Annotated in this window: 27 protein-coding genes; 14 read left to right on the top strand and 13 right to left on the bottom strand. The window is 66.6% G+C overall.

Annotated features, from left to right (window positions below):
• Positions 1-3: 3 nt before the first annotated feature.
• From EWE75_RS05005 to EWE75_RS04980, 6 genes are all read left to right on the top strand, one after another.
• Positions 4-288: a hypothetical protein gene (locus EWE75_RS05005; protein WP_130155590.1), complete on the top strand. Its 285-nt coding sequence runs from the start codon at positions 4-6 to the stop codon at positions 286-288.
• A complete protein-coding gene (gene sufC, locus EWE75_RS05000) occupies positions 275-1,018 on the top strand; it encodes a Fe-S cluster assembly ATPase SufC (RefSeq protein WP_130155589.1) in 744 nt (247 codons plus the stop codon). Before EWE75_RS05005 ends, sufC begins: the two co-directional genes overlap by 14 nt.
• Before the next feature lie 145 nt (positions 1,019-1,163).
• Complete coding sequence (locus tag EWE75_RS04995) at positions 1,164-1,910, top strand: SufD family Fe-S cluster assembly protein (RefSeq protein WP_206364685.1); 747 nt, start codon at positions 1,164-1,166, stop codon at positions 1,908-1,910.
• Between the two features lie 2 nt (positions 1,911-1,912).
• Positions 1,913-3,118 (top strand): cysteine desulfurase, encoded by a 1,206-nt coding sequence (locus tag EWE75_RS04990; protein ID WP_427915771.1) that lies wholly within the window; start codon positions 1,913-1,915, stop codon positions 3,116-3,118.
• A complete protein-coding gene (locus EWE75_RS04985) occupies positions 3,115-3,576 on the top strand; it encodes an SUF system Fe-S cluster assembly protein (RefSeq protein ID WP_130155587.1) in 462 nt (153 codons plus the stop codon). Before EWE75_RS04990 ends, EWE75_RS04985 begins: the two co-directional genes overlap by 4 nt.
• Positions 3,576-3,923, top strand: coding sequence for a HesB/IscA family protein (locus EWE75_RS04980; RefSeq protein ID WP_130155586.1), 348 nt, complete (start codon positions 3,576-3,578; stop codon positions 3,921-3,923). The genes EWE75_RS04985 and EWE75_RS04980 overlap by 1 nt, the downstream gene beginning before the upstream one ends.
• A gap of 97 nt (positions 3,924-4,020) precedes the next feature.
• On the opposite strand, the gene EWE75_RS04975 is transcribed toward EWE75_RS04980, so the two are convergent.
• Complete coding sequence (locus EWE75_RS04975) at positions 4,021-4,878, bottom strand: helix-turn-helix domain-containing protein (RefSeq protein ID WP_130155585.1); 858 nt, start codon at positions 4,876-4,878, stop codon at positions 4,021-4,023.
• A 282-nt stretch (positions 4,879-5,160) separates the two neighbouring features.
• Here EWE75_RS04975 and EWE75_RS04970 point away from each other — a divergent pair, with 282 nt between their 5' ends.
• The 4 genes from EWE75_RS04970 (at position 5,161) to EWE75_RS04955 (ending at position 10,300) form a co-directional block, all read left to right on the top strand.
• Entirely contained in the window at positions 5,161-6,210 is a 1,050-nt protein-coding gene (locus tag EWE75_RS04970) for a quinone-dependent dihydroorotate dehydrogenase (RefSeq protein WP_130155584.1), read from the top strand.
• Between the two features lie 67 nt (positions 6,211-6,277).
• Positions 6,278-8,008, top strand: coding sequence for a gamma-glutamyltransferase (ggt, locus tag EWE75_RS04965; protein ID WP_130155583.1), 1,731 nt, complete (start codon positions 6,278-6,280; stop codon positions 8,006-8,008).
• Between the two features lie 75 nt (positions 8,009-8,083).
• Positions 8,084-9,868: an AMP-dependent synthetase/ligase gene (locus tag EWE75_RS04960; protein WP_130155582.1), complete on the top strand. Its 1,785-nt coding sequence runs from the start codon at positions 8,084-8,086 to the stop codon at positions 9,866-9,868.
• A gap of 243 nt (positions 9,869-10,111) precedes the next feature.
• Entirely contained in the window at positions 10,112-10,300 is a 189-nt protein-coding gene (locus tag EWE75_RS04955) for a hypothetical protein (protein ID WP_130155581.1), read from the top strand.
• A 164-nt stretch (positions 10,301-10,464) separates the two neighbouring features.
• On the opposite strand, the gene EWE75_RS04950 is transcribed toward EWE75_RS04955, so the two are convergent.
• From EWE75_RS04950 to EWE75_RS04940, 3 genes are read right to left on the bottom strand one after another with little or no spacing between them, the layout of a single operon-like run.
• Positions 10,465-11,436 carry a quinone oxidoreductase family protein gene (locus tag EWE75_RS04950; RefSeq protein WP_206364684.1) on the bottom strand — a complete coding sequence of 324 codons (972 nt, stop codon included), beginning with the start codon at positions 11,434-11,436 and terminating at the stop codon, positions 10,465-10,467.
• Positions 11,436-12,062 (bottom strand): nucleotidyltransferase family protein, encoded by a 627-nt coding sequence (locus EWE75_RS04945; RefSeq protein ID WP_130155579.1) that lies wholly within the window; start codon positions 12,060-12,062, stop codon positions 11,436-11,438. Before EWE75_RS04945 ends, EWE75_RS04950 begins: the two co-directional genes overlap by 1 nt.
• Positions 12,049-12,969, bottom strand: coding sequence for an XdhC family protein (locus EWE75_RS04940; RefSeq protein WP_130155578.1), 921 nt, complete (start codon positions 12,967-12,969; stop codon positions 12,049-12,051). The genes EWE75_RS04945 and EWE75_RS04940 overlap by 14 nt, the downstream gene beginning before the upstream one ends.
• 110 nt (positions 12,970-13,079) lie before the next feature.
• Between EWE75_RS04940 and EWE75_RS04935 the strand changes: the two genes are divergently transcribed.
• Together EWE75_RS04935 and EWE75_RS04930 are read left to right on the top strand one after the other, a co-directional pair.
• Complete coding sequence (locus tag EWE75_RS04935; RefSeq protein WP_231708223.1) at positions 13,080-14,192, top strand: glycerophosphodiester phosphodiesterase; 1,113 nt, start codon at positions 13,080-13,082, stop codon at positions 14,190-14,192.
• A gap of 9 nt (positions 14,193-14,201) precedes the next feature.
• Positions 14,202-14,450 (top strand): hypothetical protein, encoded by a 249-nt coding sequence (locus EWE75_RS04930; protein ID WP_130155577.1) that lies wholly within the window; start codon positions 14,202-14,204, stop codon positions 14,448-14,450.
• Between the two features lie 32 nt (positions 14,451-14,482).
• Here the strand turns inward: EWE75_RS04930 and EWE75_RS04925 are convergent, their stop codons facing one another.
• The 4 genes from EWE75_RS04925 to EWE75_RS04910 are packed head-to-tail and all read right to left on the bottom strand — an operon-like array spanning position 14,483 to position 17,205.
• Positions 14,483-14,929, bottom strand: coding sequence for a hypothetical protein (locus EWE75_RS04925; RefSeq protein WP_130155576.1), 447 nt, complete (start codon positions 14,927-14,929; stop codon positions 14,483-14,485).
• Entirely contained in the window at positions 14,926-15,303 is a 378-nt protein-coding gene (locus EWE75_RS04920; RefSeq protein WP_130155575.1) for a PaaI family thioesterase, read from the bottom strand. The genes EWE75_RS04925 and EWE75_RS04920 overlap by 4 nt, the downstream gene beginning before the upstream one ends.
• Entirely contained in the window at positions 15,303-15,734 is a 432-nt protein-coding gene (locus tag EWE75_RS04915; protein WP_130155574.1) for a PaaI family thioesterase, read from the bottom strand. The genes EWE75_RS04920 and EWE75_RS04915 overlap by 1 nt, the downstream gene beginning before the upstream one ends.
• Before the next feature lie 58 nt (positions 15,735-15,792).
• Positions 15,793-17,205, bottom strand: coding sequence for a DEAD/DEAH box helicase (locus EWE75_RS04910; RefSeq protein WP_130155573.1), 1,413 nt, complete (start codon positions 17,203-17,205; stop codon positions 15,793-15,795).
• Positions 17,206-17,472: 267 nt separating this feature from the next.
• Between EWE75_RS04910 and EWE75_RS04905 the strand changes: the two genes are divergently transcribed.
• The gene (locus EWE75_RS04905) at positions 17,473-17,826 is read left to right on the top strand and encodes a response regulator (RefSeq protein ID WP_130155572.1); all 354 of its coding nucleotides are present in this window, start codon (positions 17,473-17,475) and stop codon (positions 17,824-17,826) included.
• A gap of 81 nt (positions 17,827-17,907) precedes the next feature.
• Here the strand turns inward: EWE75_RS04905 and pnp are convergent, their stop codons facing one another.
• The 4 genes from pnp to EWE75_RS04885 form a co-directional block, all read right to left on the bottom strand.
• Positions 17,908-20,256 carry a polyribonucleotide nucleotidyltransferase gene (gene pnp, locus EWE75_RS04900; protein ID WP_130155571.1) on the bottom strand — a complete coding sequence of 783 codons (2,349 nt, stop codon included), beginning with the start codon at positions 20,254-20,256 and terminating at the stop codon, positions 17,908-17,910.
• A 233-nt stretch (positions 20,257-20,489) separates the two neighbouring features.
• Entirely contained in the window at positions 20,490-20,759 is a 270-nt protein-coding gene (gene rpsO, locus EWE75_RS04895) for a 30S ribosomal protein S15 (protein WP_069203587.1), read from the bottom strand.
• Between the two features lie 20 nt (positions 20,760-20,779).
• Positions 20,780-21,733: a tRNA pseudouridine(55) synthase TruB gene (truB, locus tag EWE75_RS04890; RefSeq protein WP_130155570.1), complete on the bottom strand. Its 954-nt coding sequence runs from the start codon at positions 21,731-21,733 to the stop codon at positions 20,780-20,782.
• A gap of 26 nt (positions 21,734-21,759) precedes the next feature.
• On the bottom strand, positions 21,760-22,335 hold the full coding sequence (locus tag EWE75_RS04885) for a thymidine kinase (protein WP_130155569.1): 576 nt from the start codon (positions 22,333-22,335) through the stop codon (positions 21,760-21,762).
• Positions 22,336-22,362: 27 nt separating this feature from the next.
• Here EWE75_RS04885 and EWE75_RS04880 point away from each other — a divergent pair, with 27 nt between their 5' ends.
• Entirely contained in the window at positions 22,363-22,653 is a 291-nt protein-coding gene (locus tag EWE75_RS04880) for a hypothetical protein (protein ID WP_130155568.1), read from the top strand.
• A gap of 6 nt (positions 22,654-22,659) precedes the next feature.
• On the opposite strand, the gene rbfA is transcribed toward EWE75_RS04880, so the two are convergent.
• The gene (rbfA, locus tag EWE75_RS04875) at positions 22,660-23,058 is read right to left on the bottom strand and encodes a 30S ribosome-binding factor RbfA (protein ID WP_130155567.1); all 399 of its coding nucleotides are present in this window, start codon (positions 23,056-23,058) and stop codon (positions 22,660-22,662) included.
• Positions 23,059-23,240: the final 182 nt, after the last annotated feature.

Here is a 23,240-nt window from a genome sequence, read left to right as displayed (position 1 = left end):
CCGATGCTCCTCGCGGCTCAGACGCCCGATATCGTCGTGACCGGCGAGCGGCTGCGTCGCCTCCGCGTCAACGCCAACATCGATCGTCGTGGTCGTGTGCGCCGGTGCGAGGTCTCGGTATCGAGCGGCGACGCGGCGATCGACCGCCAAGCCTGTCTGAGTACGCGCGATTGTGCGGCAAGCGGCTTCCGTGCCGGCGAGCCGCTCGCGAATTGCGTCGATACCGCGCTGATCGCTTTCGTCCGCGCCGAGCGCGGCGAGCTAGGGAATGAGAATGCTCAAAATTGAAAACCTCCACGCCGAAATCGACGGCAAGGAAATCCTCAAGGGTCTGTCGCTGACGGTCAACGCCGGTGAGGTCCACGCCATCATGGGGCCGAACGGCGCGGGTAAGTCGACGCTCGGCTATGTGCTCGGCGGGCGGCCCGGTTATGAGGTGACGGCGGGGTCCGTTACCTTCAACGGCATCGATCTGCTCGAGCTCGCGCCGCATGAGCGCGCCGCCGCCGGGCTGTTCCTCGGCTTCCAATATCCGGTCGAGATCCCCGGCGTGTCGAACGTGCAGTTCCTGCGGGAAGCCCTGAACGCGCAACGCAAGGGGCGCGGCGAAGGCCCGCTTTCCGGCGCGGAGTTCCTCAAGGTCGCGCGTGCGCAAGCGGCGGCGATCGGGATGGATGCCGAGATGCTCAAGCGGCCGGTCAACGTCGGCTTCTCGGGCGGTGAGAAGAAGCGCAACGAGATGGTGCAGATGGGCATCCTCAACCCCAAGTTCGCGATCCTCGACGAGACCGATTCGGGGCTCGACATCGACGCGCTGCGCGCGGTCGGCGACGGCATCAACCGGATCATGCGCGCGCCCGACAAGGCGGTGCTGCTCATCACCCATTACCAGCGGCTGCTCGATTACGTGAAGCCCGATGTCGTGCATGTTCTCGCCGGCGGCCGGATCGTGAAGACCGGCGGGCCGGAACTGGCGCTGGAGCTTGAGGCGGCGGGTTACGCCGAGGTGACGGCGTGAGTGTCCTTCTTTCCTTCTCCCCTTGTGGGAGAAGGTGGCCGAGCGCAGCGAGGTCGGATGAGGGGGCGTGTGTCACGCTCCCCCTCACCCTCCCACTCGACTGCGTCGAGCGGGCCCCTCCCTCTCCCACAAGGGGAGAGGGGATTTGAGCGCCCTCCCCACGCGGCGCGACGAGGCCTGGCGGTACAGCGATCTGGAGGCTGTCGCCTCGGTATGGCCGCTGCCTGCGCCTGAAGTGATCGAGGTTGCCGCCGGTGACAGCATCACCCGCGTCATCGTGCAGGATGCCGCCGCCGACGCCACCGCGATCCGAGACATCCAAGTCATCCTCCACGCCGGCGCGACTGCGACCTTCCATGTCCTCAACACCGGCGGCAAGCTCGGCCGGGTCGCGATCGACGTGACATGCCACGAGGGTTCGCATTTCGAACTCGGCGCGGCGATGCTCGGCGCTGGCGAGCAGACGCTCGAGATCGTCACCACGCTCAACCATATCGAACCCAACGCGACCTCGAACCAGATGGTGCGCTCGGTGCTGGGTGGTCATGCGACCGGCAGCTATCTCGGCAAGGTCGCGGTCGCGCGCGATGCGCAGAAGACCGATGCGAGCCAGTCGGTCAAGGCGATGCTGCTCACCCGCACCGCGACCGCCAACGCCAAGCCCGAACTCGAAATCTTCGCCGACGACGTGAAGTGCGCGCACGGCGCGACGGTGGGCGAACTCGACAAGACCGGGTTGTTCTATCTCGAAAGTCGCGGCCTGCCGCCGGCCGAGGCCAAGGCACTGCTGTTGCGCGCGTTCATCGGATCGGTGTTCGACGGGATCGCCGACGATGCCGAACGCGAGTCGGTCGAAGCGGCGGCGCAGGCAGCATTGGAGCGGATGCTGTGACTGTGCTCACCTCCTCTCGCCCGCTCGACGTCGTCGCGGACTTCCCCGCGATTCCTGACGGCTGGGCCTATCTCGACACTGCAGCGACCGCGCAGAAGCCGCAGCTCGTGATCGATGCCATCGCGCGCGGTTATGACACCACCTACGCCACCGTGCATCGCGGCGTGTATCAGCGCAGCGCCGACATGACGCTCGCATACGAGGCGGCTCGGCGGCGCGTGGCGGGATTCATCGGGGCCGCAGAGAACGAGATCGTCTTCGTGCGCGGCGCGACCGAGGGGATCAACCTCGTCGCGACGTGCTGGGCGCGCGAGCAGCTCAAGCCGGGCGACCGCATCCTGCTGTCGATGCTCGAACATCACAGCAATATCGTGCCGTGGCAAATGGCCGCCGAGACGGTCGGCGCCGCGATCGACGTGGTGCCGCTGACGCACGATCACCGTATCGATCTCGATGCGATGGCGGCGATGATCCGGCCCGAGCACAAGCTCGTCGCGCTCGCGCATGTCTCGAACGTGCTCGGCTCGGTGCTCGATGCCAAGCGCGCGACCGAGATCGCGCATTCGGTCGGGGCGAAGATTCTGATCGACGGCTGTCAGGCGGTGCCGCGCCTGCCCGTCGATGTCGCCGAGATTGGCTGCGATTTCTACGTCTTCTCAGGTCACAAGCTTTATGGGCCGACCGGGATCGGCGTGTTGTGGGGCCGCGCGGAGTTGCTGGAGGCGATGCCGCCCTATCAGGGCGGCGGCTCGATGATCGACCGGGTGACGTTCGAACGCACCACCTATGCGCCGCCGCCGACCCGGTTCGAGGCCGGCACCCCGCATATCGTCGGTGCGCTCGGGCTGCATGCCGCGATCGACTATGTCGAGGCGATCGGGCTGGAGGCGATCCACGCGCATGAGACCGCTTTGGTGCGGCAGACGCGCGACGCGCTCCACGGCATCAACTCGGTGACGCTTTACGGCCCGGAAGATGCGGCGGGAATCGTCTCGTTCAGCATCGAGGGGGTGCATCCGCACGACATCGGCACCATCTTGGACGAGAGCCGGGTCGCGATCCGCGCCGGGCATCATTGCGCGCAGCCGCTGATGGAAATGCTCGGCGTGCCGGCGACGGCGCGGGCGAGCTTCGGGGTGTATAACGGCCCGCAGGATATCGACGCGCTGGTAAAGGGCATCGAGAGAGTTACGAGGATCTTCGGATGAACGAACAGGGCAGAATCGCGGTGGAACAGGTCGATGCGGTCGAAACGCCGCCCCGCGCGCGCGTGGACGATGTCCCGGCCGAACCGCGCCAGCGCGACTATCTCGAAGGCTTCCTGTCGCAGAAACCCGCAGGCGATGCGCCCGGTGAGCCGGGCGGCGCGCTGTACGAAGGCGTGATCGAGGCGCTCAAGGAAATCTACGATCCCGAGATCCCGGTCAACATCTACGATCTGGGCCTCATCTACGGCGTCGAGGTGACGACCGAAGGCCACGCCGTCGTGACGATGACGCTGACGACGCCGCACTGCCCGGTCGCCGAATCGATGCCGGGCGAGGTCGAAATGCGCGTCGGCGCGGTGCCGGGGATCGGATCGGCCGAGGTCAATCTGGTGTGGGACCCGGCGTGGGACCCGCAGAAGATGAGCGACGACGCCAAGCTCGAACTGGGAATGTTGTGATGGCTACGCGCGTGCGCCCGGCGGCGCTCAACCTGACCGAGTCGGCGGAGGCGCGGATCGCCGATCTGATGGCCAAGGCGCCCGAGGGGGCGATCGGCGTCAAGCTGTCGACGCCGCGACGTGGCTGTTCGGGGCTGGCCTATTCGGTCGATTACGTCACCGAAGCCAAGCCGTTCGACGAGCGGATCGACACGCCCGGCGGCACCCTGTTCGTCGATGGCGGATCGATCCTGTATCTGATCGGCAGCCGGATGGACTGGGTCGAGGACGATTTCGCGGCGGGCTTCGTGTTCGCGAACCCCAATGCCAAGGGCGCGTGCGGCTGCGGCGAGAGTTTCACGGTGTAAGGTCGTCGCCCCGGCGCAGGCCGGGGCCGCTGTGCGGCTGGCGGGCCGGGTGCCCGAACACGCAACGGCCCCGGCCTGCGCCGGGGCGACGGCGGCATTACGTATCGCTGATGAGCGGACTGACTTGACCGCCGAGCGCCGAGCGCTGGGTGATCGTCATGCGCGAGAGCGTCGTGGCCTCGTCCTTGATCTGGCCCGGCGTAAGGCCGGTGAACTGCTTGATCTCGCGGATCATGTGCGACTGATCGTAAAAGCCGCGTTCGAGTACGTCGTCGAGCGGTTCCCCGGTGGCGAGCATCGCGCTCGCGGCGCGCAAGGCGCGGTATTTGCGCGCGAGCAGCTTGGGCGGAACGCCGTACAGCGCCTTGCATTTGCGCTCGACCTGACGGCGCGACAGCGCGGCGAGATCGACCAGGACATCCATCTCGGGTGACGGACTCGCCGACAGCCAGCCGTCGACTTGCCGCACGAAGCGCCGCGCGCCGGCGTCGCCGGTCTTGACGAGATCGCGCACCAGCGCCTCGCCGATCGTGACGCGCGCGGCCGGGTCAGCGGTCGCGCGTAGCGCCGCCGTCGCGTCGCGCAGGCGCGCCGCGCCGAACAGCGTCGTCGCGTCGATAACGCGGTTCATCATCGTCGAAGCGTCGTCGCCGATCATCGCCGCCCAGCCCGCCGGGGTCAGCCCCATGCCGAACACCTCAACCGGACCCTCGGCGCGCACCTTCCACGCGCCGCTGGTCGGGCCGATGACGTGGACGTCGGCGGCGTCCTGCACGCTGCCGTCGGGCATGCGATATTCGGCGTGGCGCGCGCTGAGGCGGAAGCGGATCTGCGCATGGTCGGCGCGTTCGGTATCCTCGAACACGGCGAGATCGGCGTGGAAATGATAGAACAACGTCACGAATTCGGCGACGTCTTCCACCGGGACCGAATAGTCCAGCCTGATCTCTGTCATTGATGCGCCCCCGCTTCGTTGTGCGAAGCGCTAGCGTTAACGGCCCAGAATGAAAAGTGGCCCGGCTGGTAAACCAGCCGGGCCATGAAGGTGTAGGGTTCCCGGTCCGAGAACCCCTTGGGTCGCAAGCCCCTTTGAGCAGAGCGGCACGGCGGCGTCTTGGACGAATGCGACAAGCCTATTGGGTCGAGAAATTTTATATCCGATACGGATCAATAAAATCACCGCTTCGGTGGTATCTTTGGCTTTTGACGGCTGCGCAGCGCGGTGCCATCAGGCGATATGATCTTTTCCGCAGCTCGCCCCTTGCTCTTCGCGCTCGATGGCGAGCGCGCGCATGGGCTGACGATCGACGCGCTCGCCGCATGGGGCTCGGTCGGCGCGCCGTTCGGCGGGGTGGTGCGCGATCCGCGACTGGCCACGCGCGTCGCAGGGCTGGACTTCGCGACGCCGCTCGGGCTGGCGGCAGGGGTCGACAAGGACGGCCACGCGATCGACGGCTTTTTCGGGCTGGGTTTCGGCAGCGTCGAAATCGGCACGCTGACGCCGCTTCCGCAGGCCGGCAACCCGCGCCCGCGGCTGTTCCGGCTGGTCGAGGACAAAGCGGTGGTCAACCGCATGGGGTTCAACAACGGCGGCATCGACGCCGCGCTGCCACGCGCCGCACGGGCGAAGCGCGCAGGCGTGCTCGGCATCAACGTCGGCGCCAACAAGGACGCGACCGATCGCGTCGCGGACTACGTCCACGGCGTCTCGCGCGCGGCGGCGGTGGCGGATTATATCACGATCAACATCAGCTCGCCCAACACGCCGGGCTTGCGCGATCTCCAGCATGGCAGCGCGCTCGCCGAACTGCTCGCCGCCGCCGACGAAGCGCGGCGCGGACCGGGCAAGCAGCCGCCGCTGTTTCTCAAGGTCGCACCCGATCTCGACCTGCCGGCGATCGACGCAATCGCGCGCGCTGCGATTGAACACCGGATCGACGCGCTGATCGTCAACAACACCACGATCGAGCGTCCCTTCGGGCTGACCTCCGCGTTGAAGAGCGAAGCCGGCGGGCTGTCGGGCGCGCCGCTCGCCCCGCTCGCGCGCACCCGGCTCGCCGATTTCCGCAAGGCCACCGGCGGCGCGTTGCCGCTGATCTCGGCAGGCGGGATCGGCACCGGGGCGGAGGCGTATCGCCGCATCCTCGCCGGGGCCAGCCTCGTGCAGCTCTATTCGGCGCTGGTGTTCGAGGGGCCGGGCCTGCCGCGCCGACTGTGCCGCGAGTTGTCGGCGCTGCTCGCGCGCGATGGCCACGCCAGTGTCGCGGACGCGGTCGGCGCCGCCTAACACGCGTTCGCAATCGCAGCAGAAAGCGGCTTGCCCCTAAGGCAAAGCACGTTACGTTTCGAACCCGATGAAAAAAGTCCTGGTCGCGCTCGCCCTTGTCCTCACCCCCATGCCGATCGCCGCGAAAGCGCCTGCGACCGGCATCGTCTCCGCCGCCGATCCGCGTGCCGCAGCCGCCGGGGCCGAAATCCTCAAACAAGGCGGCACCGCCACCGATGCGGCGATCGCGACGATGCTCGTGCTCAACGTGGTCGAACCGCAGAATTCGGGAATCGGCGGCGGCAGTTTCATGGTCTATCACGACGCCAGGAGCGGCAAGACCATCACGCTCGACGGACGCGAGACGGCGCCGCATGCCGCCGATGCGAAATGGTTTTACGGTGACGATGGCAAGCCGCTGAGCCTCCGTGATGCGTATCCGGGCGGGCGTAGCGCCGGCGTGCCGGGCAATCTGCGGATGATGGCACTGGCGCACCGGCGCTACGGCAAACTGCCCTGGGCGACGCTGTTCGCGCCCGCGATTCGGTATGCGCGCGATGGGTTCGTGGTTTCGCCGCGCATGCACAACGGCCTCGAACTCTATGGCCGGCACGTCGAGGCGTGGGGCCGCGCGCATCTGTTCACGCCCGATGGCCATGCCGTCGCGGTCGGTTCGGTGTTCAAGAACGCCGAACAGGCGACGCTGTTCGAGAGCATCGCGCAGCACGGCGCCGACAGTCTCTATACCGGGCCGATGGCGCAGAAGATCGTCGCGGCGGTGAACGGCGCCGAGCGCAACCGTTCGAAGATGACGCTCGGCGATCTCGCCACGTATGACGTCAAGGATCGCACGTCGATCTGCGGAACCTATCGCCGCTACAAGATCTGCGGGATGGGTCCGCCCTCCTCAGGCGGGATCTCGGTGCTGATGATCCTCAAGCAGCTCGAACGCTTCGACATGGCGAAGCTCGGGCGCGCGTCGCCGGTGGCGTGGCACCTGTTCGCCGAAAGCTCGCGGCTCGCCTATGCCGATCGCGACATGTACGTCGGCGATCCCGATTATGTGCAGGTGCCGATCGCGGGCTTGCTCGATGCCAAATATATCGCCGCGCGCTCGGCGCTGATCTCGCCCGAGCATAGCCTCGCCACGATCGAACCTGGCCTGCCGGCAGGCGCGCCCAAGCGCATCCGCGCGCCGTTGAGCGAAGTGCCCGGCACCAGCGACCTCGCCGCCGCCGACGCCAACGGCAATGTGATTCAGGTGACGACGACGATCGACGGCTATTTCGGCTCAGGGATTTCGGTCGACGGCGTGTGGCTCAACAACGAACTGACCGACTTCGACATCGTACCCGAGAAGGACGGATATCTCGTCGCCAACCGGGTCGAGGGCGGCAAGCGGCCGCGCAGCTCGATGTCGCCGACGATCGTCTACGGCCCGGACGGCAAGGTCCGGCTCGCGATCGGCGCGGCGGGCGGATCGACGATCATCGCGCAGGTGGCGAAGGCAATCGTCGGCGTGGTCGATTGGAAGCTCTCCGCGCAGGATGCGATCGCGATGGGGCTGATCTACGCGCCGGGAAAAAGCGCAGTGGTCGAGGCGGGCACCGAACTGGCGGCGATGGTGCCGGCGTTGCAGGCGCTCGGCGAGGACGCCAAGGTCGGGCCGCTCGGCCTCAAGGCCAATGCGGTCGAGCGCGTCGGAACCGCCTGGGTCGGCGCGGCCGATCCGCGCAGCGAGGGCGTCGCGGTATCGACGGACGGCAGCGTGACCAAGATCGCGCGGCGCACCAACGAACTCAACGGTGCCCACGAATAATGCTTTGAGATGGAACCCACGGCGGCGGTATAGGTAGGACAAGACGGCCCATTCAGGAGCCAGCGGGAGCAGGGGATGCGCAGGCTCGAACATTTTCCCAATCTGGTCGCGATGTTTCTCGCACGCGCGGCGGACAAGGGCGACGCGCCGTTCCTCTGGCACAAAGAGGCCGGCAACTGGGTGCCGATCTCATGGCGCGTGGTGGCCGAGCATGTCGCGAGCCTGACCGCAGGACTGAAAGCGATCGGGCTCAAGCCGGGTGACCGGGTGATGCTCGTGTCCGAGAATCGCCCGGAATGGTGCATCAGCGACCTCGCGATCATGGCCGCAGGCTGCATCACCGTGCCCGCCTACACCACCAATACCGAGCGCGATCACCTCCATATCATCGAGAATTCGGGCGCGAGCGCGGTGATCGTGTCGAGCGCGAAGCTGGCGCGCACATTGCTGCCAGCAGCGATCCGGTCGAGCACGGTTCGCGCGGTGATCGGCATCGAGGACATCCGCCCCGGCCAGCCCGGCGCACTCGATTTCCATCGCTGGGCGGATGTGATCGCCGCGCACGCCTGCGGCCCCGAGACGATCGCCGCGACCGCGAAGCGCGAGGATACCGCGTGCATCATCTACACCAGCGGCACCGGCGGCGCGCCGCGCGGAGTGATGCAGCATCACGGCGCGATCCTGCACAATGTCGCCGCCACGTCGGCGATCATTTCCGAGGATTTCGGTTGGGACGATGAGGTGTTCCTGTCGTTCCTCCCGCTCAGCCATGCGTATGAGCATACCGCCGGCCAGCATCTGCCGATCGGGCTGGGCGGGCAGATCTATTATGCCGAGGGCATCGAAAAGCTCGCCGCCAACATCTCCGAGGCGCGCCCGACGATCATGGTGGTCGTGCCCCGGCTGTTCGAAGTGCTGCGCGCGCGCATCACCAAGGAAATCGAGAAGCAAGGCGGCGTTGCGCCCTGGCTGCTCGACCGCGCCGTGGCGATCGGCACCAAACGCTATCGCGGCGAATCGAGCGTACTCGACAAGCCGGTCGATCTGCTGATCGGCGCGACGTTACGCCCGAAGATCGCCAAGCGGTTCGGTGGACGGCTCAAGGCGATGGTTTCGGGCGGGGCGCCGCTGACCCCGGAAGTGGGGGTGTTCTTCGATTCGCTCGGCCTCACCCTGATGCAAGGCTATGGCCAGACCGAATCGGCGCCGGTGGTATCGTGCAACCGGCCATCGGTCGGCCTCCAGATGGACACGGTCGGCCCTCCCCTCGCCAATACCGAAGTGCGGATCGCCGAAGACGGCGAGATTCTCGTGCGCGGCGAGCTCGTCATGCACGGCTATTGGCGCAACCCCGAGGAGAGCGCGCGCGTCCTCCAGAATGGCTGGCTGCACACCGGCGACATCGGGCTGATCGATGCAAAGGGACGCATCAAGATCACCGATCGCAAGAAGGACATCATCGTCAACGACAAGGGCGACAATGTCGCGCCGCAGCGGGTCGAGGGGATGCTGACGCTCCAGCCCGAGATCGCGCAGGCGATGATCTATGGTGATCGCCGGCCCTATATGGTGGCGCTGCTCGTGCCCGATCCCGAATGGACCCAGCAATGGTGCGCGGCCAACGGCGACCCGTGCAATTTCGTGCGGCTGGCGGAAAACAGTGAATATCGCACGATCATCGGTCACGCGGTCGAGCGGGTGAATCGCGATCTGTCGGTGATCGAGCGCGTCCGCCGGTACGTGCTGGCGGAAGAGCCGTTCAGCATCGAGAACGGGCAGCTCACGCCGTCGCTCAAGGTCCGCCGTCACGTCCTGCGCGAGGTGTATGGCGAGCGGCTCGACGCGCTGTATCGCGGCTGAACCTGCGCTACGCAGTTCGGGCAAACGCGCCGAGTCGCGGCTTGTGTCAGCCAGATTGACCCAAAATCGCCACTTTTGCGACGAACTGCCGCCAGATCATTACGGAATCGACGCGACTCGCGCGCGATTTCCCTACCAATCGTATCGGCTTTCTTTCATAAGGCACTCGGACATTCAGGGCCGGGGAGGGGTAACACTAGGGTTGCCCAGGCAAAGGCCTGACCAACTATGGGAGAAACGTCCATGAAGAAGTTCGTCACGATGTCGCTGATCGCCGCTGCCGCTCTGGGTGCCGCTGCTTGCACCCCGAAGACCGAAGTTTCGAACGACACGATCGTCAGCAATGACACGGTCGTCGAAGAGTCGAACATGACCACCGTTGACGACGCGAACGTTGTGGACGCAAATGCGATGACCGCGAACGCGATGTAATCTGCATCGCGGGCGTCCCGGCTTTTCCGCCGGCCGCGCGCGATACCGACGCTTTTACCTATACCCGTTACGACGGGGGTCGAGTCGTTCCGGGTGCTCCCTGGACAAAACCTTAGGGCCTGGCATCGCGCCAGGCCCTTTTTTATGGCCGCGTCGATACCGGCTCAGGGCAGCAAGATCGTCGCGCCCTTGGTCGCCCCCGCTTCGAGCGCGCGATGGGCGTCGGCGACATCCTCCAGCGCAAACGTCTGGCCGATATTGGCGGCGATCGCGCCGCGCTCCAGCATCTCGAACATACGTGCGACTCCGGCGCCGCGTTCTTCGGGCGTGACATAATAATCGAACAGCGTCGGCCGGCTGACGAACAGCGAACCGCTGCGCGCCAGCACGCCGAGATTGACGCCATCGACCGCGCCGCTGGCATTGCCGAAGCTGACCACCAGCCCGCGTCGCGCGGTCGCGGCGAGCGAGGCTTCCCAGGTTGCCTTGCCGACGCCATCGAAGGTCACGGCGACGCCCTCGGCGACGATCTCGCGCACCGCCTTGGCGGTATCGACCTGCTTGTAGAGGATGACGTGGGCGGCGCCGGCGGCCTTGGCGGTCTCGATCTTGTCCTCGGTGCCGACGGTCGCGATCACCGTCGCGCCGATCGCCTTCAACCAGCCGCACAGCAACTGGCCGACGCCGCCTGCGCCGGCATGAACCAGCACGGGCTGGCCGGCACGCACCTTGGCGCAGCGCTCGACCAGAAACTCGGTGGTGCAGCCCTTGAGCATCAGCGCGGCGGCGGTGCGATCGTCGACGGCGTCGGGCAGTTTGAAGAGGTCTCGCGCCGGCAGGTTGCGCTCGGTGGCATAGGCACCGCGCGTCGGGCCGAACGTGGCGACGCGGTCCCCCGGCGCGAAACCGCTGACGTCCGCGCCGACCGCCTCGACCACGCCGGCCGCTTCGCTGCCAAGCCCGGCGGGCAGATCGACCGGGTACAGCCCGCTGCGATGATAGGTGTCGATGAAGTTGAGGCCGACGGCGGTGTTGCGCATCCGCACCTCCCCCGCCGCGGGCTCGGGCAGCGTCACGTCATGCCAGCCGATCACCTCAGGGCCGCCGGTGCGGTCGATCATCGCGATGCGTGCCATCATGCGTCCTTTGCGAAAGCGTGTGCGCGGCCTTGGCCGAACTTGGTCTGGAGGTAGGCGAGTTCCTCCTCGGTATCGACATCGACGAGTTCGTCGGCGTTGGTGACGACGTGTTTTCCCGCGAGAATCAGATCGCGCGCGCCGTAATCGCCCTGGAGTGTTTCGAGCGCGTCGAAATGCGCGGCCCCAAACAGGGCGGGCGGGCGTGGCTGTTTGCCATCGCTGGAGGCGACCACCGTTTCGGCCCCCGCGCTGGCATCGAACAGGCGGTAGATGTGCGCGGCCGTGACTCGCGGCATATCCGCGAGCGCCAGCAACACCGCGTCGCAGCCGGCCGCGCGCGCCGCCTGCATGCCGAGCCGTACCGAATAGGACACGCCCTGCCCGGCGCGGTCGTTGAAGACGACTTGGTAGCCGCGCGCGGCATAATCGAGGTCGCCACCGTCGCACACCGCGATTCGCGCGTGGAATGGCACCGCCCCCAGCGCGGTGACGACATGATAGCCGAGCGGCTTGCCGAGGAACGGCGCGCCGAGCTTGTCGGACACGCCGAAACGTTCGGACTTGCCGGCGGCGAGCAGCACCAGCGCGGTACGCTCGGGCACGAGTCGGTCACGCAGGATCATGGAAGGCCTTCACCATTGCCGCTGCGATCGATAGCGCGATCTCCGCCGGGCCGATCGCGCCGATGTCGATACCGACCGGCGCGTCGATCCGATCGATGTCGTTGGCCGCCACACCCGCCGCCGCGAGCCGCTCGCGCCGGGCGGCGTGGCTACGCCGCGAGCCGAGCGCGCCGACGTAGCGTGTAGGCGCGGCAAGCGCGGCGATCAGCGCGGGATCGTCGATCTTGGTATCGTGGCTGAGCGTGACCACCGCCGTCCCCGGCCCCGGTGCGAGCGCGGCGATCGCCTCGTCGGGCCAGCGATCGTCGAGCGTGACGCCGGGAAAGCGTTCGGCGGTGAGGAAACGCGCGCGCGGATCGATCAGCGTTGTGGCGATGCCGAGTTCGCGCGCGAGTCCGCACAGAGCCTGCGCGATCTGCACCGCACCGACGATCAACAAGCGGCGTGGCGGATCATAGCGGTTGACGAACGCGGCGCCTTCCGCCGGGCGCAGGCTCGACTGGCCGGTGTCGAGATCGGTCGTGACGGTGAGCGCCCTGCCCGCGTCGCGCGCTTTGGCGATCCGGTTGAACAGTTCGGGATCGAACCCCTCCGCGCCGACCGGCTGCACCAGCACCGCGATCTGCCCGCCGCATGGCAGACCGACCTCCCACGCCGCGGCATCGGCGACGCCATAATCCTTGAGCTGGAACGGCGCGCCGGCGATCACCTCGGCGGCGGTGGCGAGGATGTCGCTTTCGACGCAGCCGCCCGAGACCGAGCCTTCGAACCGGCCATCGGCATGAACGAGCATGTGGCTGCCGCGCGGGCGCGGTGCCGATCCCCAGGTCGAGACGACGGTGGCGAGTGCCATCGGTGCGCCCCGCCACTGCGCGGCGGCGGCGAGGACCGAATCGTTATCCGCCATGCGGGCACGCTTGGTTTGGCGTCGCGAACGAGTCTATCGTCAAGGTGTCATGATCCTGTTGCATCAGCGCGGGCGTGTGACGCTTCGAACTTGGGACAACGCCTGTGATGATGATGGTTTCCGCTGCTGATACGGCAAAGCAGCGCTTTTCGCGAGCCGCGATCACCCGGCTCGTCGCGGCCACGCTACTGCTCGCGCCCGCCGCCGCCATCGCGCAGGATGCTTCCGTGCCCCGGCTCGATCCCAAGGCGCCGATCGTCCTGATCGGGCATCGCGGCGCGAGCGGCTATCGCCCCGAACATACGCTCGCCTCCTATGAGCTCGCGATCGAACAGGGTGCCGATTTCATCGAACCCGATCTGGTGCTGACCAAGGACAAGGTCTTCGTCGCACGGCATGAGAACGACATCACCGGCACCAGCGATGTCGCCACCCATCCCGAGTTCGCCACGCGCAAGACCACCAAGGTGATCGACGGCGAGACGCACACCGGCTGGTTTACCGAGGATTTCACGCTCGCCGAGTTGAAGACGCTGCGCGCCAAGGAGCGGCTGCCGTCGCTGCGGCCCGATAACGCCAAATTTGATGGCCAATTCACTATCCCGACGCTCGACGAGGTGATCGCGCTCGCCAAGCGCCGGACCAAGGAACTGCACCGCACGATCGGCATCTATCCCGAGACCAAGCACCCGAGCTATTTCGCGTCGATCGGCCTGCCGATGGACGACCAACTGGTCGCGCAGTTGAAGACGGCGGGCTGGAGCAAGCCGACCGACCCGGTGTTCATCCAGTCGTTCGAGGTCAACAACCTCAAGCATATCCACACGCTGACCGGCATCCGCCTGATCCAGTTGATGGGATCGGCCGGCGCGCCCGCCGACAATGCCGCGCCGAGCTATGCCGCGATGACCACCCCTGACGGCCTCAAGGCGATCGCGCGCTACGCATATGGCATCGGGCCGGGGCTGGACATGATCCAGAACGGGGACGCCCCACCCTCGACGCTGGTGCGCGACGCGCATGCCGCCGGGCTGCGGCTGCACCCCTGGACGTTCCGCGCGGAGAACGTCTTTTTGATCCCGAGCTTCAAGACCGGCACGACGCCGGCAACACATGGCCGTCTTTCTGACGAAATTCAGCTCTATCTGCGGCTTGGCATCGACGGCTTCTTCACCGACTTCCCCGATATCGGGGCGGCGGCACGGAACGCCGCCCAAAAGTGAGAGTGTTTCATGCGTAAGCTGTTGATACTGGCCGCCCTCCCCCTGCTCGCGGGCGGCTGTGTCAGCACCGTTGCGCATGTCGTCACCGCGCCGGTGCGCGTCACCTCGAAGGCGGTTGACTGGACGACGACCAGCCAGTCCGAGTCCGACCGCAATTACGGCCGCAAGATGCGCAAGCAGGAAGCCCGGGAAGGCCGCGAGCGGCGCAAGGCGGCGGCGGAATGCCGCCGCGAGCATGGCGAGAATTGCGGGCGTTAAACCATTGGTGATGTGAGCGCGCGGGTGCGGAATTACTCCCCGCCCAGCGCCTCGATCCGCGCGGTCGCCTCGGCGACGCCGGGATTGGCGGCGCTGCCGGTCATTGCTTCGAACAGATCGGTCAACGCCGCGTAACGCGTGCGCGCCTCGCGCCACAGGATGATCGCGCCCGTCACATCGCCCACCGCTTCGGCCTGAGTCGCGGCGCAGCGTACCGCGTTGGCGATGTCGAGCGGCGGCGCACCGGGCACTTGCGCGTAGAACCACAAGGCCTGTGCGCAATCCTGCTCGGCATCGCCGGCGCGGTCACTCTCGATCAGCATATCGGCACGGTGGCGCAGCGCCTGGGCGAGCGCGAGCGGATTGCTGCCGCCGCGCAGCATCTCGACCGCGACGGTCTGATGGTCGATCGCGGCGGCGAGATCGCCCGCCTGCCGCGCCGCCTGCGCCGTCCCGAGCAGGGCCTCGATCGGGTTCATGCGCGCACGATCAGATAGTTCATCCGCGCCGCCGCGATCGGCCGGGCGGGATCGTCCTGCCACGCGGTCGCGTTGACGTTGGCGACGCGCGTACCGAGCCGCGTGACGATGCCACGCCCGAACGTCGGCTTGTCGCGGCCGCCGCGCATGAAATCGACCGTCAGGTTGATCGGCTTGACCCGCGCGTCGCTCTCGATGCCGAGCGCGTGGCGCAGCGCCACGAGCGCGGCGACTTCAAGAAAGCCGCCGATCGCGCCGCCGTGGAGAAAGCCGGGGCGGCCCAGCACGATGTCCGCAAACGGCAGGGTCAGCAGCGTCGGATCGCCTTCGACCGCCGCAACGCCGAGGAAGCGTGCATAGGGGATGTCGTCCATCACAGATCGGTGAACATGAAGGTGCCCGCGACATTGGCGAGCGGATCGTCGGGGTCGCCGTCATGCGCGGTGCCTCGCACGAACGCGATCGCGCGCGTGATGCAATAGCATTCGCCGCGACCGATCACGGTCTTTCCCGGAGAGGCCGGGCGCACGTAATCGATGCGCAGGTCGAGCGTCGCTTGCGGGCGACTCGTGCCGAGCTTCAACTGGACGGCGAGCGCGCTCGCGGTGTCCATCAAGGCAAGGATCGGACCGGAGGCGAGCACGCCGCGCTCGGGCTCGCCGATCAGATCGGCGCGGTACGGCAGCGCCAGTTCGGCCCAGTCGGCGCCATGCGCCCGATATTCGAAGCCGAGGAAGCTGCTGTGCCCCGACCGCGACGCGGCCATGAACGCAGCGGAATCGAACGCGGTGAGGTCAGGCGTCATGTCGCCGTCCTACCGGATCGTCGGAGCCGCGCAAGCTGGCGCGGCTCCCGAGTGTCGATCAGCCCGCTGCAGGCGAGCGCCGGCCACCGCCGCCCGACGACTGCCGACGCGGACCACCGGGGCCGCCGGGACGGCCACCGCCGCCACCGGGACGACCCTGGCCACCGGGACGACCAGCACCGCCGGCCGGGCGACCCGCGCCACCCGCCGGCCGTTCGCCGGTCGGGCGTGCCGAATGCGTGGCGCGCGGACCCTGACGGTGACGGCCCGAATCATCGACGCGCCGCTCGGGCGTGTCCGAACCAGCCGGACGCGCCGCCTTGATGCGGGCCTGCTCGGCGGTGAAATCGGCCGGCAGCGGCAGCGGGGTCAGCTTGATCTTGGTCAGCCGCTCGATGTCGCGCAGGAACGGCTTCTCGTCATCCGCGCAGAAGCTGATCGCCACGCCCGATGCGCCGGCGCGCGCGGTGCGGCCGATGCGGTGGACGTACTGCTCGGGCACGTTGGGCAGTTCGAAGTTGAAGACGTGGCTGACGCCCGACACGTCGATGCCGCGTGCGGCGATGTCGGTTGCGATCAGCACCTTGACCTTGCCCGCCTTGAATTCGCCGAGCGCACGCTCGCGCTGCGGCTGGCTCTTGTTGCCGTGGATCGCGTTGGAGGCGATGCCGTTGGCGGCAAGCAGCTTCACGACGCGGTCGGCGCCGTGCTTGGTGCGCGTGAAGACGAGGCAACGCTCGATCTCGGGGTTGCGCAGGTGGATCGTGAGAAGCGCCTGCTTCTCCGACTGGTTCACCAACGTGATGAACTGATCGACGCGCTCGGCGGTCGAGGCGACCGGCGCGACCTTGACGGTGGCGGGATCGGTCAGGAATTGATCGGCGAGATCGCGGATCGCGGCCGGCATCGTCGCCGAGAAGAACAGGGTCTGGCGCTGCTTGGGCAGCATCCGCACGATCTTCTTGAGCGCGTGGATAAAGCCGAGGTCGAGCATTTGGTCGGCTTCGTCGAGGACGAGGATTTCCAGCGTGGCGAGGCTGACGAAGCGCTGCTCGATCAGGTCGAGCAGACGGCCCGGCGTGGCGACGAGGATGTCGACGCCGCGGCTCATGTCCTGGCGGTTCTTGTTGATGCTGACGCCGCCGAACACGGTGGCGACGCTCATCTTGGAGAATTTGCCGTAATCGCGCGCGCTGTCGGCGATCTGGCTGGCGAGCTCACGCGTCGGCGCGAGCACGAGCATGCGGCAATGCGTCGGCAGGATGCGCTTGTCGTTGGCGATCAGGTTCTGGATCGACGGCAGCACGAAAGCGGCGGTCTTGCCGGTGCCGGTCTGCGCGATGCCGAGCAGATCGCGGCCTTCGAGCAGCATCGGGATCGACTGCTGCTGGATCGGCGTTGGGGTCGAATAGCCCTTTGCTTCGAGCGCGCGGACGAGCGGTTCGGCAAGGCCGAGTTTGGCGAAAGTCATGAAGGTAGAGTCCACATATCATGCCTGCCCCGGCGCGAGGACGCGCAAGGGTGGCGGGGGAAAATGACGCCCCGCGTGAAAAGGGAAGCCTAGCGATAATACCGAAGCGGAGCCCGAACCTTGCGGTTTCGATCACGCTGCAAGACGCATCGGTGCGGCAGATATGTACGCTGCGGTGCGGAAAGTCAATCCGACTCGCGAAATCGCCACGGCTGTGCGTCCGTTTCAACTTTACCTGCGTTATGGATCGGCAAAGGAGACGCAATAATGTGTCATGTACTGATCATTGAGGACGAGCCGTTGCTGGCGTTCGACCTGCAGGACATGCTCGCGGCGGCCGGCGCCACCAGCTTCGCTTTCGCCGAAACCGAGCACGAAGCCGTGTCCGAAGCGCGCGCCAGGCGGCCTGATGTCATCACGTCCGACGTGATGTTGCGTGAGGGCACAGGGCCGCAGGCGGTGGCGGTGATCGTCGAGGAAATCGGGCCGGTGCCGGTGATCTACATCACCGGCTCGCCCGAGCAGTGCGCGCCGTGCGATCCGCCCGCGCGCGTCCTCGCCAAGCCCGTCGCCAACGAGATGGTTCGCGCGGCGTTCCTTGAGGTGGCGCCAGTCACCTGATTCGCTTGCCGCTTCGCAGCCGCACAAAAAAAGGCCCGGGGTTTCCCCCGGGCCTTTTTCGGTATCGCAAGCTGCGAAGGATCAGTCGCGGTCGCCGGTCAGGAACGCGGGTGCGAACTCGGGCGCCGGGCCGTCCTCGGTGCCGCCTTCACGCTTGGGCGCACGGCCTTCGCGGCGCGGACCACGATCGCCGCCGCGACCTTCGCCGCCACGTCCGCCCTCACGGCCACCGTCGCCACGCGGGGCGCCACGACCGCCGTCGCCGTCACGGCGCGGGCCGCGCGGACCACGGTCGCCGCCTTCACGCGGCTCGCGTGCGGGGCGCGAGTCTTCCAGCTCGGCGCCGGTTTCCTGATCGACGACGCGCATCGACAGGCGAACCTTGCCGCGCGGATCGATCTCGAGAACCTTGACCTTGACCTCCTGGCCCTCCTTGAGGACGTCCGAGACCTTCTCGACGCGCTCGTTCTTGATCTCCGAGACGTGGACGAGACCGTCCTTGCCGCCCATGAAGTTCACGAACGCCCCGAAATCGACCAGGTTGACGACCTTGCCGTCATAGACCTTGCCGACTTCGGCTTCCTCGACGAGGCCCTTGATCCACTTGATCGCGGCTTCGATCTGCGCCGGATCGGACGACGACACCTTGATGACGCCCTCGTCATCGATGTCGACCTTCGCGCCGGTGGTGGCGACGATCTCACGGATCACCTTGCCGCCGGTGCCGATCACTTCACGGATCTTCGACTTGTCGATCGAGAAGCTCTCGATGCGCGGTGCGTGCGCCGACAGTTCGGTGCGGGTCGAGGACAAAGCCTTGCTCATCTCGGCGAGGATATGCGCGCGGCCTTCCTTCGCCTGATCGAGCGCGGCCTTCATGATCTCGTCGGTGATGCCGGCGATCTTGATGTCCATCTGCATCGTGGTGATGCCGGCCTCGGTGCCAGCGACCTTGAAGTCCATGTCGCCGAGGTGATCCTCGTCGCCGAGGATGTCGGAGAGAACCGCATAGTTCTTGCCTTCAAGGATCAGGCCCATCGCGATGCCCGAGACGGGGCGCTTGAGCGGCACACCGGCGTCCATCATCGACAGCGAACCGCCGCAGACCGTCGCCATCGACGACGAGCCGTTCGACTCGGTGATGTCCGACAGGACGCGGATCGTGTACGGGAACTCGTCCTTCGACGGCAGCACCGGATGCAGCGCGCGCCAGGCGAGCTTGCCGTGGCCGACTTCACGACGGCCCGGCGCACCGAAGCGACCGACTTCACCGACCGAATAGGGCGGGAAGTTGTAGTGGAGCATGAAGTTTTCGTACGAAAGGCCGGTCAGCCCATCGATCATCTGCTCCGCATCCTTGGTGCCGAGCGTGGTGGTGCAGATCGCCTGCGTCTCGCCACGCGTGAACAGCGCCGAGCCGTGCGCGCGCGGCAGGAAGTGGACCATCGCCTCGATCGGACGGATCTGCTTGGTGTTGCGGCCGTCGATGCGGGTGCCGTCCTTGAGGATGGCGCCGCGAACGATTTCCGCTTCCAGCTTCTTCATCAGCTTGCCGGCAGCCATCTGGTCCTGCGGGGCGGCATCGGCGAAGGCAGCCTTGCCCTTGGCGCGCGCCTCGTTGAGCAGACCCGAACGCTTGGACTTGTCGGTCACCTTATAGGCGGCGGCAATGTCCTTGCCGATCAGCTTCTTCAGCTTGTCCTTGGCGGCCGACAGATCGGCCTGCGGGGCCATTTCCCACGGGTCCTTGGCAGCCTGCTCGGCCAGATCGATGATCGCGTTGACCGCCTCGCGGCAGGCCTTGTGCGCGAACTGCACCGCGCCGAGCATGACCTCTTCCGAAAGCTCCTTGGCTTCGGATTCGACCATCATCACGGCATCGCCGGTGGCGGCGACGACGAGTTCGAGATCGCCGGCCTTGATCTGCTCGTTGGTCGGGTTGAGGATATATTCGCCATCGACATAGCCGACGCGTGCGGCGCCGATCGGGCCCATGAACGGCACGCCCGAGATCGTCAGCGCAGCGGAGGCGGCGACCATCGCGAGAATGTCCGGCTCGTTCTCGCCATCATAGCTGAGAACCTGGCAGATCACGTTGATCTCGTTGTAGAACCCTTCCGGGAACAGCGGACGGATCGGGCGATCGATGAGACGCGAGACCAAAGTCTCCTTCTCGGTCGCGCCGCGCTCGCGCTTGAAGAAGCCGCCGGGGATACGGCCGGCCGCGCTGTACTTTTCCTGATAGTGGACGGTGAGCGGGAAGAAGTCCTGCCCTTCCTTCACCGAGCGCGCCGCCGTGACGGCGCAGAGAACGACGGTTTCGCCGAGCGTCGCGAGGATCGCGCCGTCAGCCTGGCGGGCAACGCGGCCCGTTTCCAGCGTGAGGGTCTTGCCGCCCCACTGGATGCTGGTGGTCTTGGTATCGAACATGAGATTTCCTTCACTCCGGGGCGCCCTATGCGCGCCGGGGCCTGTCTGCGGACTTGACCGGTCCGCGCGGTTCGGAGCCTATCTTGGCTCCCCGATTGGGACACGTCGGCCGAATTGCCGGTTTCCCGTCTCGTCCCCGGCGACACGCCGGGGCTTGCTGAACCGCATACACCATTTCGGCGCGCGGGGCTTGAGGCTTTTGAAAAAGGGCGCCCCGAAGGACGCCCTTTCGTTTACTTGCGAAGACCGAGCTTCGCGATGAGATCGGTGTAGCGCTGACCATCCTTGTGACGGAGATAGTCGAGCAGCGAGCGGCGCTTGTTGACCATCATGAGCAGACCGCGACGCGAATGGTTGTCCTTGGCGTGGCCCTTGAAATGCTCGGTCAGGTTGCGGATACGCTCGGTGAGGATCGCGACCTGGACTTCGGTGCTGCCGGTATCGCCTTCGGCGCGACCGTGTTCCTTGATGAGTTCCTGGCGGCGTTCTGCGGTGATCGTCATAGTGTTTCCTTCGACATCTTCTACAGGTTGAAGCCGCGTTCGACCCGGACGTTTCCGTACCCGACCTCGACCAGCGCGACGGGTGTGTCACCCAGCAGCGCGAAATGGAGGCCATCTTCAGCGGCGATCCCGGCCAGCACACGCCCCTGTCGGAGCGCCCCTGCCTGGTCGGGGGTGAGGGATAGAGCCGGGATGTCGTCCAGCCCCGCCCTCAACGGCAGGAGTATCTGTTCAAGGGTGCGCGCCTTAGCGTGTTCGTAGAGATTGTCCAGCGATATCGCTTGGGAGAGATCGAACGGACCTGCCTTGGTGCGGCGGAGCATCGTCACGTAACCGACGGTGCCGAGCGCGAGCGCGATGTCGCGCGCGAGGCTGCGGATGTAGGTGCCTTTGGAAACGTGCGCGGTGAGGGTGGCCGATTCCATCGTCGCCCCGGCGCAGGCCGGGGCCGCTGCGTGTGGGGCAGCCGGATCGCCAAGCGACGCAGCGGCCCCGGCCTTCGCCGGGGCGACGGTGAGGCTATGAATCGTCACCGCCCGCGTCGCCAGCACAACCTCCTCCCCCGCACGCGCTAGGTCATAAGCGCGCTCGCCGTCCACCTTGAGCGCCGAATAGGCTGGCGGCACCTGCTCGATCGGCCCGGTGAAGCGCGGCAGTACCGCCGCCAGCGCTGCGCCGGTCGGCCGCACATCACTGGTGGCGATTACCTTGCCCTCGGCGTCGAGCGTGTCGGTCTGCTCGCCGAAGCGGATCGTGAAATCATAGACCTTGTCGCTGTCGAGCATCCGCCCGGCGAGCTTGGTCGCCTCGCCCACCGCGATCGGCAGCACGCCGGTCGCGAGCGGATCGAGCGTGCCGCCGTGGCCGACCTTGGCCTTGCCGTAGCCGCCCTGCCGCAGCGCGCGCTTGACCGCCGAAACGCCCTGCGTCGAACCCAGTCCCAGCGGTTTGTCGAGTATGATCCAGCCATGCATCGCTGCGCGCCTAGCCGCTTTCGCGCTCAGGCAGAAGCGGCGCGTTCGGTGAAATGGCGGCGACACAAGGCGATGTAGCGATCATTGCCGCCGATCTCGGTCTGCGTCCCGTGGGTGACAGCGCGCCCGGCAGCATCGACGCGCAGGTTCATCGTCGCCTTGCGCCCGCATTCGCAGACCGATTTGATCTCGACGAGCGAATCGGCGAGCGCGAGCAGCCGCGCCGAACCATCGAACAATTCGCCCCGAAAATCGGTGCGCAGGCCGTAAGCGAGCACCGGAATGCCATGCCGATCGGCCAGCCGCGCGAGCTGATCGACTTGGACGGCGGTGAGGAACTGCGCCTCATCGACCAGCACACACGCCGGCGGCTGATCTTGCGCCAGCGTGATGGCGGCGAGATCGGTCGTCGTATCGAAGGCGAGCGCCGGGGCCGCGAGCCCGATCCGCGAGGTGATCGTCCCCGCCGCGAACCGATCATCGATCGCGGCGGTGAACAGCAAGGTCCGCATGCCGCGCTCGCGATAGTTGAAATCGGCCTGCAGCAGATTGGTCGATTTGCCCGCATTCATCGATGCGTAGTAGAAGTAGAGTTTGGCCATAGAGCCAATGATGCGGAAGACAGGATTATGTCCAGATCGATTCCACCAGCGCTATATCCGGTGGTCATCACGCAAGATCGCTACACGGGTTGCTACTGCAATGGTGAGTGGATCGCCGTCGCTCGTGCGTCGGATCGCGAAAGCGACCTCTCGCGGATCGACTGGGTTCTCGAATATGGGCCTTCGGCGGGTGATATCGAAGCTGCGTGTTTCTGGGGAGACCCACCGTCCTGGATCGCCTCAGGACCAACGCCGGAAGGGGCGATCGAAGCGTTGATAGTCAAAGCCGCCGGCGAAATTACCGCCGAACAGCCATGATCGCCATTAATCGTCGTCGCTGGTCAGGTCTTGCGCGACATGCGGCGCGCGTAGCAGCGAATCGATGTGGCTGCCTTCGTCGAAGCTCTCGTCTGCGACGAACTTGAGCTTGGCGGCGTAGCGCGTCTGTACGCGCCCGGCGACCTCGCGCTGGAGATAGGCGGTGTTGGTGCGCAGCGCCTTGAGCACCGCTTCCTCGTCCTTGCCGAGCAGCGGTTTCACGAAGCAGGTCGCGTGGCGCAGATCGGGTGACATGCGGACTTCGGTGATCGTCACCGCATGTTTGGCGAGCGTGTCGTCATGCACGTCGCCGCGCATCAGGATGTCGCTGAGCGCATGGCGCACCTGCTCGCCGACACGGAGCAGGCGGACGGAACGGTTTTCGGGGGTTTCGGCTGGTTTCATCTACTTCTTCTCCCTCTCCCCTCTGGGGAGTTTTGTGGGAGCGAGGGGTAAACGCTGCCCCCGGCAGCGTTTAGATCGTGCCGGGGGCACGATCGCCCCCTCGCGCCCTCAAAACTGGTCGGGGAGAGGGGCAGTATCAAACGATACCGCCTGTGACTGCCCCTCTCCCAACCCTCTCCCCG

Source organism: Sphingomonas populi, from assembly GCF_004208535.1.
GTDB classification, from domain to species: domain Bacteria; phylum Pseudomonadota; class Alphaproteobacteria; order Sphingomonadales; family Sphingomonadaceae; genus Sphingomonas; species Sphingomonas populi.
Note: the sequence above shows the minus strand (reverse complement) of the source record. Positions and strands in the feature narration are given on the sequence as shown.